This is a genomic window from Streptomyces sp. LX-29 (assembly GCF_029541745.1).
In the GTDB taxonomy this organism is placed as follows: Bacteria; Actinomycetota; Actinomycetes; order Streptomycetales; family Streptomycetaceae; genus Streptomyces.
In genome coordinates, this window is sequence record NZ_CP089746.1 from 5,349,141 (window position 1) to 5,365,611 (window position 16,471).

Consider the following 16,471-nt stretch of genomic DNA (forward strand, 5'->3'; position numbering starts at 1 on the left):
CAGCCGAGGGGCCCGCGCCGGCAGGCCCCTCGGATGTCGCGCTCGGTCGGCTCAGGGTCAGTCCTGCGCCCGCTTGTTGAAGCCCTTGATGCCGATGAACCCGTAGAGCAGGCACGCGGCGCCGATGGCGGAGACGCAGATCCACAGCGGGATCGAGTCCGGCCCCTCGGGCGGCAGCAGCAGCCCGCGCATCGCCTCGCTGACGTACGTCAGCGGGTTGAAGGCGCACAGGATCTGGAACCAGCGGAGGTCCGACAGGCTCTGCCACGGGAACTGGGTGGCGCCGGTGAACATGATCGGGGTCAGCGTCATGGCGAACACGATGCTGATGTGGCGGGCGGGCGCCAGGGTGCCCAGCGTCAGCCCCACACAGCCGCCGACCAGCCCGCCGAGGGTGAGGATGCCCAGCGTCGCGGGGAGCGTGTGCAACGGCCAGCTGACGTTGTCCAGCAGCGCCAGACCGATCGGGATCATGATCAGCGAGCCGATCAGACCGCGGATCGCGCCGAAGACCACCTTCTCGATCGCCACCAGCGCGAACGGGATCGGCGCCAGCAGTCGGTCCTCGATCTCCTTCGTCCAGGAGAAGTCGATGGCCAGCGGCAGCGCGGTGTTCTGCAGCGCCACCAGGAAGCTGTTCAGCGCGACGACGCCGGGCAGCAGCACCTGCTCGAAGCCGGGCGCCGTGTAGCCGAGCTGTCCCAGCACCTTGCCGAAGACGAAGAGGATGAAGAACGGCTCGACCAGCACCTGGCCCAGGAAGGGCGCGAGCTCCCGGCCGGTGACGAAGATGTCCCGCCACAGGATGAAGAAGAACGTGCGCCAGCGACCCGCGCGGCGCCGGTGCCGGCCGCCCTTGCCCGCGGACCGGGCCGGCTTGACGGCGGCCGCGGGCGCGGCGACGGCCTCGGCGACGGCCACGCCACCGCCCTTGGCGCCACCCTCGACGGCGGCGCCCTTCACCCCGGCGCCGCCCTCGGCCTGGGCGCCGCCCTTGGCCTGGGAACCGCCCTTGGCCAGGGCGCCGGCCCCGGTCTCGGTGTCGGTCTCGCTGTCGGTGTCGGTCGGGGTGGCGAAGACATGGCCTGGAGGCAGGGCGGGCGAGGTGACGTTGGTGATCACCGGGACGACGGCGGTGTCGGAGTTGCCCGAGGCGCCGCCCTTCCCGTCCCCGGCCGGCTTGCCCTTCCCGGCGGCGGGACCGGCGTCGCCGGCCTTCGTCCCGGGAGCCCTGCCGGCCGCGCCACCGGCGGGCTTGCCCCCGGCGGACTTGCCGCCGGCAGGCTTGCCACCGGTGGACTTGCCACCGCCGGACGCGCCACCTCGGCCGGGCGAACCCGACCCGCCGGACGCGGCACCCTGGCCCGGTGCCCCGCCCTTGGCGGATATCGCGGGCTTGGCGGCCCCCTCGCCGCGGGGCTCGGCACCCCCGGCGGACTTCTTTGCGGCTCCGTCCCCGGCGGGCGTGGACGGGGGAGCGGAAGTGGTCATCGCAGCTCTCTTCCGGTCAGCTCGACGAAGACGTCCTCCAACGTCGCCTGGCTGACGCTCAGGTCCTTGATCTCGCAGCCGGCGTCGGTCAGCGCCTTGATGGACGTCGGCAGGATGGTCGAGGAGGGCGCGTCGCTGTAGATCTTCAGCCGTACGCTGCTGTCCAATCCGGCCCCGCCCAGCAGGCTGTCCACGAGATCGTCGTCGTCCTGCTGGAAGGTCTCGACCCGCTCCACGCCGTAGATGTTGCGCACCAGCGAGAGCGCGTAGTCGAGCCCGTGGGCCGGCGGCTGCACCGTCACCGTCAGCGCGGTGTTGCTGAGGGTGTCGATCAGGGCCTGCGGGGTGTCGAGGGCCAGCAGCTTGCCGTGGTCGACGATGCCGACCCGGTCACACAGCTTGGCTGCCTCGTCCATGTTGTGGGTGGTGATGACCACCGTGACGCCGCGCGTCTTGAGCTCGGCGACCCGCTCGTGCACGAAGATCTGCGACTGCGGGTCGAGGCCGGTGGCGGGCTCGTCCAGGAACAGCACCCGGGGGCGGTGCATCAGCGCACGGGCGATCATCACCCGCTGCGCCTGGCCTCCGGAGACCTGGTCCGCCCGGGCGTCGGCGTGGTCGGCCAGGCCCACCCACTCCAGACTCTCGTCGGCCAGCTTGTTGCGCTCCACCCGCGACAGCCCGTGGTAACCCGCGTGGAACGTGAGGTTCTGGCGGATCGTCAGGGAGCGGTCGAGATTGTTGCGCTGCGGGACGACGGCGAAGGACTGACGGGCCACGGCCGGCTTGGCCACCACATCGACGCCCTGCACGAACGCCCGACCACCGGTCGGTGCGACCCGGGTGGTGAGAATGCCGATGGTGGTGGTCTTGCCGGCGCCGTTGGGGCCGAGAAAACCGAAGACTTCACCGTGGTTGACGGTGAAACTCAGGTCGTCCACCGCGGGTGCGGGACGGCCGGGGTAGTGCTTTCTGAGGCCGTCGACAATGACGGCGAAATCCATGGGGCGTGTTGTATCCATCGATGCCTGCGTATCAGACGGAACACGAGACGGCAGCGCGGTGTTGTGCCAGGACCAGACCAAAGGCGACCTGCTGCGCTGTCGCGCGCCGATATATGGGATTACGGAAAACCTGCTTGCCATGTTCTAACACGCACCGTCAACTCGCCGGCAAGGGTGGCCTGGACGTTTAGGGGGCGCCGGGCGCGGCTAGGGGGCTTTAGGGGAGTGCCGGGTATGGGCGACGAATCCAGCATTTTACGCCTCTGGCACCCCTGCGATAGCCAAGGCATACCCCCGCAATATCCGGTGTAACCGTGTACTCACATAGCGGTTACTAGGGGTTGTGGCGCATGGATAAGGGCTCATAGCCTCGCGGCGTGAGCGCTTCGAATAGCTCTTTACCGGGCGGCCCCGATCGGGGGCGGTGACGGGGGAGAGGGCGGGCAAAGCGTCGAGGCATCGCGGCGACCACGGCAAGGTGCAGAACCACTCATGACGACATCGACCACCGGGACGACCGGCGCCACGAGCGCCGCCGTAGTCAACCGGCACCAGGGACGTACTCGTTGAGCCAGGTCAAGCCCGAAGATGTCGGCCTCATACGGATTCTGCAACCGGAGACCCCCAGTAGCTTCCGGCTGATCTGCTTCCCCGAGTCCACGGACTCCACCGCGTACTACCTCTCCCTCTCGGAGCTGTTGCTCCCCACCGTGGAGGTGCTCGTGGTGCAGTACCCGCCCGACATCGCCGCCGACCAGGAGGAACAGCTAGCCGACTCCGCTGAGTTGGCGGACCGGATCCACGAGGCGCTGGGGGAGTGGACCGACCGCCCCGTGGCGCTCTTCGGCCACCGGGCCAGCGCGGCCCTGGCCTACCGGGTGGCCGAACGCCTGGAACGGGAGTCCGACTCGGCGGTGCTCACCCTGTTCGTCTCCGGCAGCAGCCCCCAACGGGACCCCGACCGGCGGGGCACGCCGCTGGGTCCGCCGGTGCTGGGCTGCCGCATCGTCGCGCTCGCCGGCGAGAGCGACCCCAAGACCCCGCTGCAGGGCGTACGGGCCTGGCGGCGGTGTACCCGCGGACGGTTCGACCTGGAGGTGTTCCCCGGGGCCCGCGGCTACCTCGATTCGAGCCGGAGAGAGGTCGTCAATCTGGTGCACGACCAGCTGCTCTCCCAGTCAACCCTCGATGCCGAGTGGGAAATCGGCGCCGCCCACGAGGGCGCCTAGGGGCCGGCAAGGGTCCCGCGGCTGCCCGTACTCCACACAGAAGAAGAGGAAAGAGTACGACCGATGACCGCGAAGATCTTTGCAGTCGACTCGGTGCAGACCCTCGCAGATTTCGAGCAGGACGCACTGCGTGTCGCCGATGTGATCCGTGAGCACGGGGTGGTCGCAGGCGACCGCGTCATCCTCAAGGCCGGCAACTCCGCCGCCTACGTGAGCGTGCTGTTCGCGCTGATGCACGTGGGCGCCTCCATCGTGCTGGTCGACCAGCAGGAGCACGTCGACGAGACCCGGCGCATCGCGCTGCGCACCGGCACCAAGGTGGCTTTCGTCGACGACGACGCCCCGATCGACGACGACACCCCCGCCGTCAACCTCTACGAGCTGATCGCCCCCGCCGCCGGCCGCCCGCTCGCCCCCGGGCAGCGGCTGGACTTCGAGGCGTGGGGCGACCGACCCGACGGCCTGATCATGTGGACCTCCGGCTCCACCGGCCAGCCCAAGGGCGCCGTCAAGTCGGGCCGCAAGTTCCTGAAGAACCTGGAGCGCAACGCGGACCAGGTGGGGCACGTCGAGGACGACGTGCTGCTCCCGCTGCTCCCCTTCGCCCACCAGTACGGGCTGTCCATGGTGCTCATCGCCTGGATACGCCGGTGCTCGCTGGTCATCGCCCCGTACAAGCGGCTCGACCGAGCGGTGCAGATGGCCGGGCGGACCGGGGCCACCGTCATCGACGCCACCCCCGCCAGCTACCGCTCCATCCTCAACCTGGTCACCCGCAAGCCCGCGCTCCGCGCCCATCTGGAGCGGGTGCGGATGTTCTGCTCCGGCGCCGCACCACTGGACGGGGCGCTCTCCGACCGCTACGTCGACGAGTTCGGGCTGTCGCTGCTGGACAGCTACGGCTCCACCGAGCTCGGCAACATCGCCTTCGCCACCCTGGACAACCCGGTCTCCTGCGGCCGCGCCATGGAGGGCATCAAGCTGCGCGTCGTGGACGAGGACGGCGTGCCGGTGGCCGCCGGCGAGGCCGGGGAGATCGAGGTCGACACCCCGGACGCGCTGGAGGGCCACCTCGCCGAGGACGGCGGCATCGACCCCTTCCCGTCCGGCTGGCAGCCCACCGGCGACCTCGGCTACCTGGACGAGGACGACAACCTCTTCGTCCTGGGGCGCAAGTTCGCCGTGGACCGCATGGGCTACACGCTCTACCCGGAGCTGATCGAGCGTAAGGCCGCCGTCGCGCGCATATCCGCCCGGATCGTCCCGCTGCCGGACGAGCGGCGCGGCACGCAGCTGGTCTTCTTCGTCGAGGACGAGGAGCTGCGGGAGACGCAGCACTGGCGCGACCGGCTGTGCGAGGTGCTGCCCGCCTACGAGCAGCCCAACCGGGTCGTCGTGCTGGAGTCGTTCCCGCTCAACCGCAACGGCAAGCCGGACAAGAAGCAGCTGGAGAAGCTGGCGCGGGAGTCCTCGTAGCGGGACCGGAGCGACGGACCGGGAAACGGTCCGGGAACGGACCCGGGCCCGGAGACGGTCGGAGCCGGTGGCGGATCACCCGCCACCGGCTCCTTCGTCATGGGCGCCAGGTGCGTCAGCCGTACGGAAGCTCCACCGGCGCCAGCTCGTGGAAGAGGTCGCCGGGGCCCGGGTTGTCGGGATGGGTCGCCCCGCCCAGGTGGTTCAGCACGCCCCACACCGCGTTGAGAGCCGTGGTCACCGCGCCCTCGGCGAAGCCCGCCGTCCAGGAGACGTCGTCGCCGCAGAGGAAGAAGCCGCGCTGCGCCGGCTCCATCTCCTCCTGCATGAACTGGGTGAACAGCCGCCGCTGGTAGCGGTACTGGCCGGGCAGATTGGACTTGAACGCGCCCATGAAGCGCGGCTCGGTCTCCCAGGTGACGGTCAGCGGCTCGGCGATCACATGGGAGCGGATGTCGACGTCCGGGTAGATCTCCGCCAGCCGGCTCAGCAGCACCTCCAGCCGCTCCTCGGCGGAGAGCGTGGCGACCTTCAGCGAGTCGTCGTTCCACGTGTACGACAGGCACATCACGCCCGGCCGGTCCGGGCCGTCGTCGAAGAGGTAGACCCCGCGCGGCATGCGGTCGGTGAGCGTCATGCTCATCGCGTCCTCGCCGGTGGCCGGGTCGCGGTCCCGCCAGAACGGCCGGTCGACCAGCACGAACAGCTTGGACGCCCCCATGTAGTGGGTGCGCTCCACCGCCGTCCAGTGCTCGGCGGGCAACAGCGCGGGATCGCAGTCGACGCGGTTGAGCAGCGCCCACACGTGCGGACTGAAGACGACCGCCGGAAAGTCGCGGGTGCGGCCGCTCTCGTCCGTGACGGATATGCCCTCGGTGGTCCGCCGCAGCCGGGTGACCGCCGGCAGCGGCCGGCCGTCGGGGTGCAGCGAGGCCAGCGAGGTGCCCGCCGGCCAGTGCGCCGGCCGCTCCGGCCGGTGCTCCCACAGCCCGCGCGGCACCTGCTGCGCTCCACCGTCGATGAGCTGGTGGTTGTCGTCCGCCTCGGTGAAGACGACGCGCAGGATCTCCAGCACCGAGTTGGGGAAGTCGGTGTCCCAGCCGCCGGTGCCGAAGCCGACCTGCCCGAAGATCTCCCGGTGGCGGAAGGACTGGAAGGTGCCGGAGGTGGCCAGGAAGCCGTAGAAGGACTGGTCGTCGAAGTCCCGGACCAGCCGGTTCCAGATCGCCTTCAGCGTCTCCACGTCCCGCCGCTGGATGGCGTCGCGCACCGTGGAGAGCTCGGCGCGCTCCTGGAGGGCCTTCTCCCAGGCGTCGGCGACCTCCTGGTAGACCCCCGGGAGCTCGGCGGTGGTGCGCGCCCGGTGGCGGCCGCCGTTCAGGTCGATCAGGGTGCTCGGCGTGGCCGGCGCCAGCGGGTTGGGGAAGGGACGGGTGCGCAGGCCCAGCAGCTCGATGTAGTGGAACAACGAGCGCGCGGAGACGGGGAACCGCATGGCCCCCATCTCCGCCACGTATTCCGGATTCCCGGGAAAGGGAACCGAACGCATCCGCCCGCCCAGTTGCTCGGCCTCGTACAGCACCGGGCGCAGCCCCAGCCGCATGAGTTCGTACGCTGCCGTCAATCCGGCCATTCCGCCGCCGACCACCGCGACATCGGTGCCCGCCGCGCCGGGCGGCAGGGCACCGAGGCCGGCCGGATGGCGCAGCCAATTGTCGTAGGAGAACGGAAAGTCCGGCACGAGCATTGTCGTCGAAGCCGCGGTGGCTGACGTCATAGGAGAAACCTCTCGGGGGCGCGCCGAAGACGATCTCACGCTATTTACCGGTCGGTTGGGGCAACAACCCCTATTCACCCTTGCTGACGCGCCGTGAAGGGGTCATGCGGTGTGAGCCACATCGCACCCGAGGCTGGCCGGGAGGTCCTGCCGATGGGTGATGTTGATCTTCCGGTAGACCCGGGTCAGATGCTGCTCCACCGTACTGATCGTGATGAACAGCTTCGCCGCGATCTCCCGGTTGGTGTACCCGGACGCGGCCAGCGCGGCGACCCGGCGCTCCGCGTCGGAGAGGCTGGAGAAGCCGGCCACCGGCTCGCCCGCCGGTCCGGCCGCAGCGCTCGCGCCGTCCGCCGTGGCCGTACGACCGGGGGTGCGCTGGAGCGAGCGGGAGAGCTCCTCGGCGCCGCAGCCGTCCGCCAGCCGCCAGGCCCGGCGGGTCATCAGCCGGCTCTTGTCCGACTCCCCGAGCTGCTTGTACGCCTCGGCGAGCTGCGCCATCGTGCGCGCCATCCCGTACCAGCTGTCGCCGCTCTGCAGCAGGTCCAGCGCCTCCTTGAGCAGGGCGGGCTGCTCGGTGACCGGACGGGTCGCGGCCAGCACGCGCAGCGCCGAGCCGCGGGTGCGGGGGAGCGAGGGGTGCGCCAGGTCCAGCTGCTCCTGGGCCAGCCGGGCGGCCTTCTCCCGGTTGCCCAGCGCCAGCCAGGTCTCGGCCATGCCCAGCCGCCAGGGCACCACGGAGGGCGAGTCCAGCCCCCAGCCGGTCATCTTCTCCCCACAGGCGCGCAGGTCGGTGAGGGCCGCGTGGTGGCGCCCGGTCGCCAGCTGGTGCATGCCGCGGGCGTGCAGATAGTGCAGGCCGAACCGGGTCTGGAACAGCGCCTCGGGCACCGGGCGGGCCAGCAGTTCGCCGGCCGCGTCATGCTGGCCCATGGCGGTGCGCGCGTGGATCAGCACCGCCAGCGGCATGCCGACGACCACGCCCCAGCCGCGCGCCGGCAGCTGCTCCAGGGCGCCCTCCGCGTACCGCACCGCGTCGTTGAGCCGCCCACCGCGCAGTGCGATCTGGCCGCGGATGGCGCTGAAGCCGGCCAGCCACGCCTGGGTGGAGCAGCGCGCGGCCTCGGCCAGCACCCGGTCGCACCAGGTGGCGGCGGCGGTCAGCCGGTCCGCGTAGATCAGGGTGCGCAGCGCGGCGCGCAGCGCGTACGCCGTCCGCTCGCCCAGCCGGGTGCTCTCCAGCACGCGCTCGGCGGCCTGCACGGCCGACGCGTCGGCGCCGTCCTTCAGCACGCCCCGCAGCGCGGTCAGGGCGGCGATCCCGGGGGCCTCGGCGGCGCTGAGCGCGGGCCCCCGGCCCGGCACGTCCAGCCCCAGGTCCAGGGGGTGCCCCTCGCTCTCCGCGGTGCCCCACACCTCCTGGAAGCGGCGCAGCTCGGGCGTGCCGGGGTAGGTGCAGGACAGCGCGAGCCCGATGACGCGCAGCTCCGCGTCCAGCTCCGAGCCGGGGGTGTCCCCCAGGGTCTCGCTGACCTGACCGATGGCGGCCGCCGCGTCGTCCAGCGAGCCGATGCGCATCAGCCCGACGGCGACCCGCAGGGTGTGCCGCGGGGGCAGCAGCCCCTCGCGGGCCGGCGCCGCGAGCGACTGGAGGCGCCGCACCTGGGTCAGCGGCTTGACCCGCCACAGGGCGTCGGCCAGGGTCGCCTGGATGATGAGCGACTCCTGCTCGTCGGTGCAGCAGCGCTTGGCCAGTTGCAGGCAGCGGACGGCGAACTCGGTGCGGTCCTCGGCGAGCGCCAGCCGGGCCGCCTCCCGCAGCACCTGCGGCACCCACTCCTCGTCCGGCGCCGCCGCCTCGTGGCTGAGCAGCTGCTGCGCCACCTCGGTGGGGTCGGCGTCCTCCTCGTGCAACAACTGCGCCGCCCTGCGGTGCAGCCGGCCGAGCTCCGCGCACGGCAGGTCGTCCAGCAGCACGGAGCGGACCTGCGGGTGCCGGAATCCGGTGCCCTGGAGGATGCCCAGCTCGCCGAGGGTGGCCACGGACTGCCGTACGACGCGCTCCTCGACCCCGACCAGTCTGCTCAGCAGCTGCGGGGAGGTGGCGTCGCCGAGCAGCGCGACGCCGTGCGCGATCCGCAGCTCCTCGGCGCCGCCCCAGCGGTGCAGGCAGGACAACGTCGCCTGACGGAAGAGCTCGCCGATCAGCGGGCCGCCGGCGTCGTCCGCGTCGTTCACGTCGTCGGCGCTGTTCACGTGGCTCGCGTGGCTCACGTGGTTTTCGTACGGCCCGCGCCCGTGCGCGCGCCGGGACAGGTGGTCCTCCAGCAGGCCGCGCAGCAGCAGCGGGTTGCCGCCGGTGGCGGCGTGGAAGGCGGCGGCGTGCCGGCGCGCCTCCGCGACGCCGAGCTCCTCGGTCAGCAGCCGGCCGACGCCCGCGAGGCTGAGCGGACCCAGCCGCACCTGGCAGACCGGGCGCTGCTGGAGCAGCTCGTACAGCGCGGTGGAGGCGGTGGGGCCGCTGCGCGGGCGATGGGTGACCAGGGTGGTCAGCGCGACGCCGCGGCAGCGGCGGACGGCGTACGCCAGGCACTGGAGCGACTGCGGGTCGGTGAACTGCACATCGTCGATGGCGATCAGCAGCGGGCCGGATGCGGCCAGTTCGGTGAGGGCGCGGTGGAAGCCCTGGAGCACGCCGAGCGGGGCCTGGCCCGGCTCGCCGAGCGCGGCGCCGTCGAGGTCGGGGCCGAGCAGCCGCGGAGGCACCCCGCGCAGCAACTGCTCCAGCACCGCGTACGGGAACTCCTGCTCCGAGGCACAGGCGACGGCGCTCAGCAGCCGGACGCCCCGTGCGACAGCGATGTCTGACACCTTGTTGAGCAGCTCGGTCTTGCCCGAGGCGACGGCGCCGCTGATGACACCGAGTCCCCCACCCGCTTCGTCAGGCCCCCCGGCAAAGAGCTGGGTGAGCCGAGCTATCTCCTCGTCGCGCTCCACCAACACCTGTGTGAACTCCTTCCCCCGATAAAGACTTTCCGGGGGTGGCGAAAGCGCCTGTGTGCATTAGCGCATTCCATTCGGTCGCCGAAACCCGAGTCCGAAGAATGCGTCACGCTCCCCCGCAAGAGAATTCCCCCGCGCTGTCGGGCCTACCCCCGACTCCTTCCGTTCTTGAACTGTGGTATGCGGTGGCATGACGCTCCAGGTCAAGAACGTCCGGCCGCCAACAGCAGGACACATGACAGGTCGTGATGTTCAAACCTGTTGTCCCGAGGGGCAAGTGCGACTGTAGCAGTGTCCAGGAACGTCAAAGTAACGCCGTTGTGACCACCGGAGCGCGCGCCGGGGCGCGCGCTGGGTGGTCGTGCGCTGGTCACGGCGGTGCGGCCCAGGTCAGTAGGTGGTTGATTCCTTGACTACCTCAAGTGTTCTCAATTTCCCCACAGTTCCGCCGGATCGGAAAGGTTGGGCAAAATCCGACCGGTTTGCCGACCTCAAGGTTCATTACGGGGTCAACCGCTTGGCCGTGGATCGGGAGGTGGCCTGAACGCGTCAATGACTGATCTATGACTGACTTTGACTGGCCCCATACACAAGGCGCCTGCGGCACCTATTACGGTGGGGTTCGACTGCCGAATGGATCGTCGCGCGGGAAGTCGTCACGACCCTTTGGCGCACCAAGCAAACGGGAGGAAGTCGGCTTGCACACCGAGAAGTTGACCTTTGTCGTCGGTACCGGACGTTGTGGCTCGACGGCGCTGTCCGCGGTGGTGAACCTCCACCCGGACGTGCTCAGCCTCAACGAGCTCTTCGCCAGCGTCACCGACCCGGCGGTGCTGACCGAAGCGCCGCTGAGCGGGGAGGAGTTCTGGGGTTACCTGTCCCGGCCGAACCCGGCCAGCGACAGCATGATCCGCAACGGCGCCCCGCCCTCCGAGTTCCTCTACAACCGCCACCCGGAGTGGCGCTACTCCGCCGAGACCACCGGCATCCCCGCGATCAGCATGATGGTCCTGCCACATCTGACCGACGACCCCGACGGGTTGCTGGACGCGTTGGAGCCCGAGGTCAGGTCCTGGCCCACGCGACCCGTATCGCTCCAGTGGCACGCGCTGTTCGCCGCCCTGGCGGCGCGGTTCGGCACCACCGGCGCCGTCGTCGAGCGGTCCGGGCTCTCCCTGGGCAAGGTGGCGCAGCTACGCGCCCTCTTCCCGCAGGCGCGCTTCGTGCATCTGCACCGCGACGGCCCCGACTGCGCGCTGTCCATGAGCCGGCACGTCGCCTTCCGGATGCTCCCGATGCTGTGGGAGATGGCCCAGCGCTGCGGCCTGGAGTCCCCGCACCAGTTGACCCCGGAGCACGCCGCCCAGCTTCCGCCGGACCTGGCCCCGCTGTTGACCGGCGCCTACGACCCCGCCCTCATCCTGGACCGGCCCATCCCGCTCGCCGTCTTCGGCGACATGTGGTCCCGCTGGATCGTCGACGGCGTGCGCAACCTGGGAGAGCTCCCGGCCGACATCCGCACCTCCCTCTCCTACGAGCACCTCCTGACGGAACCGCGCAAGGAGCTGACCCGGCTGGCCGAGTTCATCGGCGTCGAGGCGCATGCCGACTGGCTGGACTCCGCGTCCGCCCTCCTCGACGGCGACGGCCGCCGCGGGTCCGCGCTCAAGCTGCCCCCGGCGGAGCTGGAGGCGCTGCGCGCGGCCTGTGCGGAGGGGACGGAGGCCCTGGCGGGTCGGGGCCTGTAACCCCCTTCGTCCGCTTCGCCCCTGGCCCCGCGGCCGAGAGAGCTGTAGCGAAATACGTACGGCCGTCACCGAGTCATGACATCCGGTCCATGGCGCCGGGTCCGGGGCATCCGGGGCGGCCTGTATGTCACGCAAGGCGCCGCGGAGGGGTCGACGGTGACGGGTGTTCAGTCGGCGATGTCGACTCCGTAGCCCCGGGCGAGGTCGTCGAGGCCGTGGTCGTAGCCCTGGCCGACGGCGCGGAACCGCCAGACGGGTCCGCGCCGGTAGATCTCGGCGAGGAGCATGGTGCGCTCGGTGGTGGCGGCGTCCAGGGTGGCCTGGGCCAGCGCCGCCGCACCAGCCCCCGGGGCCATGGTGATCTGGACGGCGCCGACGTCGCCGAAGGAGGCGGTCCCGTCGATGGCGGCGGCGACCACCACCCTGCGCGTCGCCGGGGGCAGGGCGGCCAGGTCGACGGCGACGGTCTGCTCGGTCGGGCCGTCGCCGAGCAGCCGCACCCCGCCGTTCGGGCTCTCCGGGGCGCCGTAGAACACGAAGTCCTCGTCGCAGGAGACCTGTCCGTCCTCGTCCACGGCGAAGGCGACCAGGTCGATCTCGCAGTGCGTCTGCTGGGCCCAGGAGGCGGCGACGTCCCACCGGCCGGTCGCACCGGTGACGGAGATGCCGGGGCCGGCGCCGCCGGCGGGGGACGTGCCGGCGCCGGGGGCGCCGGTGGCGGCAGTGCCGGTTGAGGGGGCGCCGGTGGCGGGGAGATCGTTGCCGGGGAGGTCCGTGACGCCGCCGCGCGGCAGGACCTGCGGCGCCGCGCCCCACTCGCCCGCCCGGGGCGTGAGTGCCGCGGTGGGCGCGTCGAGCCAGGGGGCACCGTGCGTCGGAAGCTCGAGGGCGGCGATGCGACGCATACGGCGATCCGTCTCGCCGCCGGGGAGGAGCACGACGTCGGTGACGCTCGCGGAGAGGTTCACGGCCGCGGATCCGCCGAGCTCCACGACACGGGCGCGGGCCGCCGCGGCATCCCGGTGCACACCGCCCAGGACGAGGACCCGGCGCCCGGCCAGCGGCCTGCCGTCGACCGCGGGCATCGGCCGGCGGGCGGACGGAACGGGTGCGGTCGGCGTGGGCTCCGCGGGCTCGCCGGGTGCCGTCGGCGGCACCGTCGCGGGAGCGGCGGGCGTCGTCGCCGTGGGCGGGGCGGGCATCGGCGGCGTCGCGGCTGGGGCAGCGGGCGTTTCGGCGCGCGGGGCGTGGGGTGGGGCGGCGGCCGAGGTCCTCTCGTGCGGTGTCCCCGGGCGCACCTCACCCAGGAGGGTGAGAAAGGTGGGCTCGTCGATGATCGGCACGCCTTCGGCGGCCGCGCGCCGCGCCTTCGCCGACCCGGAACCGGAGTCGTTGGTGACCAGGGCACTGGTGTGCCGGCTGACCGAGCCCATCACGTTCAGCCCGGCGGCGACGGACCGCGTCACCAGCTCCGCACGGGATGTCGCGGTGTCCCCGGTGATGGAGATCTTCATGCCCTGGACGAGCGGGCCGCCAGGGGCCAACCGCCCCGGGTTCCGGAACGCGCACGGCGTCTTGGGCGGCTTCGGGGCGAACCGCGGGTCCTGCCGAGGGGGGCAGGCGACCAGGGGCAGCGCCAGATCGAGCCGCGCCGCCTCCCGCAGGGAGGCGCGGAGGATCCCGGCCAGCACCCGGGTGTCGTCGAGCGCGTCATGCGCCTTCGTCTGCGGTACGCCGTAGTGCGCGGCCAGCGTTCCCAGGCGCATGTCCGGGGTCGGTGGATCCACCCGTCGGTTCAGCGCCAGCGTGCACAGCCGCTGCGCGACCGGGAGATGGCTCCCCGCCCGGGCGAACTCGTGCGCCAGGAAGTCGTAGTCGAACTGCGCGTTGTGCGCCACCATGACCCGGCCCTCGAGCAACGCCCCGATGCGCCCCACGACCTGCTCGAAGGTCGGCGCCCCACGCAGCCGCTCGGCGGTCAGACCGTGCACATGCACCGGCCCGGGGTCGCAGCCGGGGTCGAGCAACGTGGAGAACTCGCCGGTCTGCTCGCCGTCCGGCCCGATCGTCACCACCGCGATGGACAGCACCCGGTGTTGGCGAGGTGTCAGCCCGGAGGTCTCCACATCCACCAGTGCCCAGTCGAAGGCGTAGTCACGCAGGTCGGGCACGGCGTGGGCGGCGGAGGAGAGAGTCATGACGGCAAGGATGATCTGCCACTCGTCCCGCCTTCAACCGGAATGCCGATATGTCCCGCCTCGGACCTCGTGAAGGAATGGAGAGGGACGGGGGGATGGGCCGGGGGGTCCGGTCGGGACCGGGGGTCCGATCGGGACCCGGGCGATGCCACCGCCAGCCCCGCGTCCGCCGCCAGCCCTTACATCGCCGCTACGCCGCCCCCGCTACAGTGGCTCTGACCTGCAAAAAAGGCCCTCCGTGAGGGAGGGCCGGACTGGGGAGGCGCCCCCGGCAGGACTCGAACCTGCGGCCAAGCGCTTAGAAGGCGCCTGCTCTATCCACTGAGCTACGGGGGCCAGATGGTGGGTCGCGGACAGCTGAAGCCCCCGGGTTGCCTGCGGGTCCGCCATGCGGGCCGTGGTGCCGGGTAGCCGGGCTTGGCGGATCCGTGACCTTGCCGGGGACAAGGATAGGGCTCCGTGCACCTCGTCCCGGTTGCTTCACCTCCGTGGCACGTTGTGGAGGTTCAGTGAAGCGGTCCTGATAATCGCAGGCAGGTACGAATTCTGCATCGTTTTTCACGCCTTGCGTCGCGGGTGTTGTGTACTCGTTATGCCTGAGCCCCAGCTACCACCCCTGTCATCTGTCCTATCTGGGGTGATCCGGGCGGGTCTGATCGCTGCGTGTGGACGGCCATACGCTTCAAAATGTCACCAAAATTGTGCATTCTGCGCACGTGGCGACCTTGGACGTACGGCCCCGACTGCTCGACACGCTGTCCGCTCTGCGTGACCGCGTGGACGCCGCACGTTTCCCGCTTCCCCTTCCGGGCGCGGCGCGCGCCCGCCGTAACCGGGCCGAGCTCCTCGCTCAGCTTGACGACTACCTCGTGCCCCGGTTGCGCGCCCCCGAAGCGCCCCTTCTGGCGGTGGTCGGCGGGTCCACTGGAGCGGGGAAGTCCACCCTGGTGAACTCGCTGGTCGGGCGGCGGGTCACCGAGGCGGGGGTGCTCCGCCCCACGACCCGCATGCCGGTGCTGGTCTGCCACCCGGACGATCATCACTGGTTCGCCGGACAACGGGTGCTGCCGCAGCTCACCCGGGTCTGGGTGCCCGCGCAGGGCGACACCGGACTGGGGGCGTACCCGGAGGAGGTCGGGGGGGCGGACGAGGGCGGGCCGCCGCCGCTGCGCGTCGAGACCGACGACGCCCTCCCCCGTGGGCTCGCGCTGCTCGACGCCCCCGACATCGACTCCCTGGTCACCCGCAACCGCGAGCTCGCCGCCGAGCTGGTCTGCGCCGCCGACATCTGGGTGCTGGTCACCACCGCCACACGCTACGCCGACGCGGTGCCCTGGCATCTGCTGCGTACCGCCAAGGAGTACGACGCCACACTGGTCACCGTCCTCGATCGGGTGCCGCACCAGGTCGCCGCCGAAGTCTCCCGGCGCTACGCGGCGCTGCTCAGCGCGGCCGGTCTCGGCGACGTGCCCCGCTTCACCATCCCCGAGCTGCCCGAGTCCGCCAGCGGCAGCGGCCTGTTGCCCGCCACCGCCGTCGCCGCGCTGCGCGGCTGGCTCACCCAGTGCGCCCAGGACCCGATCGCCCGCGGCAACGCGGCCCACCGCACCGCCTCCGGGGTGCTCGCCTCGCTCCGCTCCCGGATGCCCGCGCTGGCCGGCGCGGCCGCGGCCCAGCACGCCGCCGCGGTGCGTCTCATCCAGAGCGTCGAGGACGCCTACGGGGCGGCCGCCGAACGGGTGCGCCGCGATATCGCCGCCGGCGCCGCGCTGGCCGGTGGCGCGCTCACCCACTGGCACGGTTACCCCGAGGACAGCACCCCCGACGAACTCCTCACCGCCCTCGCCGACTCCCTCGCCACCCTGCTGCGCAGCGCGGCCGCCGCCGCGGACGAACAGGTCGCCTCGGCCGGCGGTCGCGACCCCGCCGCACGTGCCGGGCTCGCCCCGCGCGACCCCCACGGCGCCGCCGCCCGCATCGACGTGGCCGCCCGCCACTGGCGCCGCTGCCTGGAGGAACAGGTCGAGGTCGAGGTACGGCATGCGCGAGCCGAACGCGGCGGAGCCCCGGACCCGGACGCCACCGCCGCACTGCTGGCCGTGGCGCTGCTCGGCGGCCGCCGCGCCCGCACCGCCGGCGAGACGCTCGCCGAACGCCTCGGCGCCCACGCCGCGGTGCGCCTCTGCGACGACGGCCGGCAGCTCCTCGGTACCTGCCTCGGCCGGGCCCTGGACGCCGAGCGGGACCGGCGGCTGGCCCCGCTCGACGCCCTCGACGTCAACCCCGAACACCAGGTCCGCCTCATCGCCGCGCTGTCCGTACTACAGAAGGAGAGGTGACCGCGGTGACCGCGACCGTCGCCGGACCGGACGACGCCGGCCAGGCCCCCCGGACCGCTGGCAGTCCCCACTCCGGCCCTGCCGGGCACCGGGGCGCCGGGCACGAGCCGGACCACGGTGCCCCGGGCGCCCCGCGGTACGCCCCGGAACCCGATGTGCGGGCCGGACGTGAGCTCGGGGGCGGCCGTGAGGCCGATGGTGCCCGC

The 16,471-nt window shown here is 71.9% G+C and carries 9 protein-coding genes and 1 tRNA gene; 4 read left to right on the forward strand and 6 right to left on the reverse strand.

Annotation, left to right across the window (positions count from 1 at the left end; all coding sequences use genetic code 11):
- Positions 1-57: 57 nt before the first annotated feature.
- Complete coding sequence (locus tag LRS74_RS22545) at positions 58-1,491, reverse strand: ABC transporter permease (RefSeq protein WP_277742714.1); 1,434 nt, start codon at positions 1,489-1,491, stop codon at positions 58-60.
- A complete protein-coding gene (locus LRS74_RS22550) occupies positions 1,488-2,495 on the reverse strand; it encodes an ABC transporter ATP-binding protein (RefSeq protein WP_277742715.1) in 1,008 nt (335 codons plus the stop codon). Before LRS74_RS22550 ends, LRS74_RS22545 begins: the two co-directional genes overlap by 4 nt.
- A gap of 566 nt (positions 2,496-3,061) precedes the next feature.
- Between LRS74_RS22550 and LRS74_RS22555 the strand changes: the two genes are divergently transcribed.
- A complete protein-coding gene (locus LRS74_RS22555) occupies positions 3,062-3,724 on the forward strand; it encodes a thioesterase domain-containing protein (RefSeq protein ID WP_277742716.1) in 663 nt (220 codons plus the stop codon).
- Between the two features lie 63 nt (positions 3,725-3,787).
- Positions 3,788-5,200 (forward strand): class I adenylate-forming enzyme family protein, encoded by a 1,413-nt coding sequence (locus tag LRS74_RS22560; protein WP_277742717.1) that lies wholly within the window; start codon positions 3,788-3,790, stop codon positions 5,198-5,200.
- A 115-nt stretch (positions 5,201-5,315) separates the two neighbouring features.
- On the opposite strand, the gene LRS74_RS22565 is transcribed toward LRS74_RS22560, so the two are convergent.
- Both LRS74_RS22565 and LRS74_RS22570 read right to left on the reverse strand, forming a co-directional pair.
- Entirely contained in the window at positions 5,316-6,977 is a 1,662-nt protein-coding gene (locus LRS74_RS22565; protein ID WP_277742718.1) for an NAD(P)/FAD-dependent oxidoreductase, read from the reverse strand.
- Between the two features lie 102 nt (positions 6,978-7,079).
- The gene (locus LRS74_RS22570) at positions 7,080-9,980 is read right to left on the reverse strand and encodes a LuxR family transcriptional regulator (RefSeq protein WP_277742719.1); all 2,901 of its coding nucleotides are present in this window, start codon (positions 9,978-9,980) and stop codon (positions 7,080-7,082) included.
- Between the two features lie 698 nt (positions 9,981-10,678).
- Between LRS74_RS22570 and LRS74_RS22575 the strand changes: the two genes are divergently transcribed.
- On the forward strand, positions 10,679-11,728 hold the full coding sequence (locus LRS74_RS22575) for a sulfotransferase (protein WP_277742720.1): 1,050 nt from the start codon (positions 10,679-10,681) through the stop codon (positions 11,726-11,728).
- Between the two features lie 167 nt (positions 11,729-11,895).
- Here the strand turns inward: LRS74_RS22575 and LRS74_RS22580 are convergent, their stop codons facing one another.
- Together LRS74_RS22580 and LRS74_RS22585 are read right to left on the reverse strand one after the other, a co-directional pair.
- The gene (locus LRS74_RS22580; RefSeq protein ID WP_277742721.1) at positions 11,896-13,926 is read right to left on the reverse strand and encodes a TerD family protein; all 2,031 of its coding nucleotides are present in this window, start codon (positions 13,924-13,926) and stop codon (positions 11,896-11,898) included.
- A 263-nt stretch (positions 13,927-14,189) separates the two neighbouring features.
- Positions 14,190-14,262 (reverse strand) — tRNA-Arg (locus LRS74_RS22585).
- A gap of 380 nt (positions 14,263-14,642) precedes the next feature.
- Here LRS74_RS22585 and LRS74_RS22590 point away from each other — a divergent pair.
- Positions 14,643-16,265 (forward strand): dynamin family protein, encoded by a 1,623-nt coding sequence (locus LRS74_RS22590; RefSeq protein ID WP_277742722.1) that lies wholly within the window; start codon positions 14,643-14,645, stop codon positions 16,263-16,265.
- Positions 16,266-16,471: the final 206 nt, after the last annotated feature.